Source organism: Neisseria sp. HMSC70E02 (assembly GCF_001838645.1).
GTDB classification, from domain to species: domain Bacteria; phylum Pseudomonadota; class Gammaproteobacteria; order Burkholderiales; family Neisseriaceae; genus Neisseria; species Neisseria macacae.
Window position 1 is genome coordinate 6822 of the sequence record NZ_KV838083.1, and the last position, 2994, is coordinate 9815.

General features: G+C 51.3%; 4 protein-coding genes. 2 read left to right on the forward strand and 2 right to left on the reverse strand.

Annotated features, from left to right (window positions below):
* Positions 1–52: 52 nt before the first annotated feature.
* Positions 53–547, reverse strand: coding sequence for a thiol peroxidase (gene tpx, locus HMPREF3277_RS06005; RefSeq protein ID WP_003760119.1), 495 nt, complete (start codon positions 545–547; stop codon positions 53–55).
* 297 nt (positions 548–844) lie between these two features.
* Positions 845–1717: a pirin family protein gene (locus HMPREF3277_RS06010; protein ID WP_070870355.1), complete on the reverse strand. Its 873-nt coding sequence runs from the start codon at positions 1715–1717 to the stop codon at positions 845–847.
* A gap of 268 nt (positions 1718–1985) precedes the next feature.
* On the opposite strand from HMPREF3277_RS06010, the gene HMPREF3277_RS06015 reads away from it, so the two are divergent.
* Positions 1986–2342: a winged helix-turn-helix transcriptional regulator gene (locus HMPREF3277_RS06015; protein ID WP_070870356.1), complete on the forward strand. Its 357-nt coding sequence runs from the start codon at positions 1986–1988 to the stop codon at positions 2340–2342.
* A 125-nt stretch (positions 2343–2467) separates the two neighbouring features.
* Positions 2468–2953: a DUF4189 domain-containing protein gene (locus HMPREF3277_RS06020; RefSeq protein ID WP_003764760.1), complete on the forward strand. Its 486-nt coding sequence runs from the start codon at positions 2468–2470 to the stop codon at positions 2951–2953.
* Positions 2954–2994: the final 41 nt, after the last annotated feature.

Genomic DNA, 2994 nt, shown 5'->3' on the forward strand with positions numbered 1-2994 from the left:
AAAGGTCGTCTGAAACTTTTCAGACGACCTTTTTCAGCTTTAAAACCCTTATTTACAAAACAGCCAAAGCCGCGTCGTAATCAGGCTCGTTGGCAATTTCGGCAACCAGTTCGCTGTGCAGGACTTTGTCGTTTTCGTCCAAAACCACAACGGCGCGCGCAGTCAGTCCGCGCAACGGGCTGTCGGTCAGGGCGACGCCGTAATCAGCGGCAAAGCTGCTGCGGAACGTAGACAGGTTCACAACATTGTCCAAACCTTCCGCGCCGCAGAAGCGCGCTTGGGCAAACGGCAGGTCGGCTGAAATGCACAGTACGACCGCGTTGTCCAAAGAAGACGCGCGTTGGTTAAACGTACGCACGGATTGGGCGCACACGCCGGTGTCGACGCTTGGGAAAATGTTCAATACTTTGCGTTTGCCCGCAAAATCCGCCAAAGTTTTGTCGGACAGGTCGGCAGCGGTCAGGCTGAATGCAGGCGCGGTTTGACCGACAGCGGGCAGGTCGCCGGAAGTATGGACAGGGTTGTCGTGGAAGGTAATTTGAGCCATAGGGATTTCCTTTTCGGGGTTGACGGAAAATAAATAGAGCGAAATGAATCGGTTATCGGTATCGGGCGACGGCTCGAAGATTGCGCAGAGCAAAATAGGCCAACGCCGCGACAGCCGACAGTATAGCCGAAACCATTGTCTATTGGCTTTTATAGTGGATTAACTTTAAACCAGTACAGCGTTACCTCTCCTTGTCCTGATTTAAATTTAATCCACTATAATGAAACGCGTGATATCCGTTTTCAGCATGAGAAGCCTGTCTGTGAGATACAGCCTATTTTGTTTCGGCGCAGAGGCTCAATCAATGCTGCCGAATTTGCCGCTTTTGAAATCGCTGATGGCTTGGCGGATTTCTTCGGTAGTATTCATCACAAACGGACCATAGCCGACGACGGGTTCGTCAATCGGGACGCCGGAGAGCAAAAGGATTTTGACTTCTTCGCTGTCGGCTTCTATGTGTACGTTGCCGCCGCTTTTCTCAAAGCCGACCAATTGTCCTGCGCCCGCCTGCTCTTTGCCGTTTAGAGTAACCTTGCCCCTCAGGACGACCATAGACAGGTTGTGGGTTTCAGGTATTTCCAATACGGCTTTTTTACCGGCATTCAAAACGATGTCCCAGACGTTCATTTCGGTGAAGGTATCGGCTGCGCCTTTTACGCCTTTATATTCTCCGGCAATCAGTCGTAGGCGGCCTGCCTCGTCAGGGAACTCAACCACGGGGATACCGGCTTTGGCGAGATGCTGATAGCGCGGTGGCGTGTTTTTGTCTTTGGCGGGCAGGTTGACCCAAAGTTGGACCATTTCAAACAGTCCGCCTTGTTTGCTGAAGTTTTCGGAGTGGAATTCTTCATGGATGATGCCCGAACCTGCGGTCATCCATTGTACGTCGCCTTCGTAAATGATGCCGCCTCCGCCGCTGGAGTCGCGGTGTGCCACTTCGCCGTGGTAGGCGATGGTAACGGTTTCAAAGCCTTTGTGCGGGTGTTGCCCGACACCGCGCGGGCTGCGGGCTTCGTTGGGGGAGAATTCATAGGGTGCGGCGTAGTCGAGCATCAGGAAAGGGTTGGTGCCGCGGTCGTCGCCCATGTGAGAGAACAGGGGTTGGACGAGGAATCCGTCGCCGACCCAGTGTTGGCTGGTTGCACGGTAGATTTGTTTGACGTTGCGCATGATGAGGTTCCTTCTTGTGGGGTCATCTGAAACCTTTTCAGACGACCTTTGTGTAGTGGATTAACTTTAAATCAGCACGGCGTTGCCTCGCCTTGCCGTACTATCTGTACTGTCTGCGGCTTCGTCGCCTTGTCCTGATTTATGTTAATTCCACTATAAAATGAAATCAATAATGTCGTGGTTGCCATACTTTGTTGCATGTATTATATGGGGTACAAACTTATTCGCAAGTACGCACAATTTTTATACTGTCATTCGGAGGTCAATAATGGCGGAAACAGAACCAACACACGGCGCCTGCTGTCCGGTCGTTAATACTTTGGATATTATCGGCGGCAAGTGGAAGGTGTTGATTTTATATTATTTACACGGGCAAACCCGACGATTCAACGAGTTGCAGCGTCTGTTGGCGGGCGTTACCCAGCGGATGTTGACGTTGCAGCTGCGCGAGTTGGAGAACGACGGTATTGTCCATCGCGAAGTGTATCCGCAGGTGCCGCCGAAAGTGGAGTATTCGCTGACCGCGTTCGGACAGACATTGATGCCCGTCATCGAGGCGATGCACCGCTGGGGCGAGCAATATGCCGAAGAATGTGTGAAACACAGAAAGCAGCCGCAAGAGTAAGCCGTTTCAGACGACCCCTTGATCAGGTCTTTAAAACGAAAAGTGATGAGGGCATATATTCGCAACGGGCTTTGCTTTATAATGACGACAGTCAAACATAACGACATAAGCATTTGGAATCAATAATGAAAAAAATTGTAACGGCACTTATCGCCACCATTTTGTCAGCAGGCGCAAATGCAGCGGATACTTATGGTTATCTCGCCATGTGGCAGAACCCGCAAGACGGCAATGATGCGCTGCTGATTAAAACGACTAAAGAAAATATGTCGCAAATCGAGGCAAATGCGGAGCTGGAAGCGTTTTGCCGCGGGCAGGACACGCTTTCGGGCGTGCAAAACGGCGAGGCGACAGGCTGTAAATCCGTTGTTCCGCTTCATAACACCTGCATCGCCGTCGCATACCCGAAATCGGAAGGTAAGCTGACGACGAACAATGCGGTTGTGATTACTTCGCCGCGCTTTAAGAGCGTGCATCAGGTTGCGCTGAATCAGTGCATCAAGAAATACGGTTCGCAAGGGCAATGCGGTTTGGAAACGGTGTACTGTACTTCGAGCGCGTATTACGGCGGTACGGTCAAAACGTTGTTGAACCGATTGAAGGCGCAATAAATAGCGTAAAAAGGTCGTCTGAAAACTGAACTGGCCCCCAA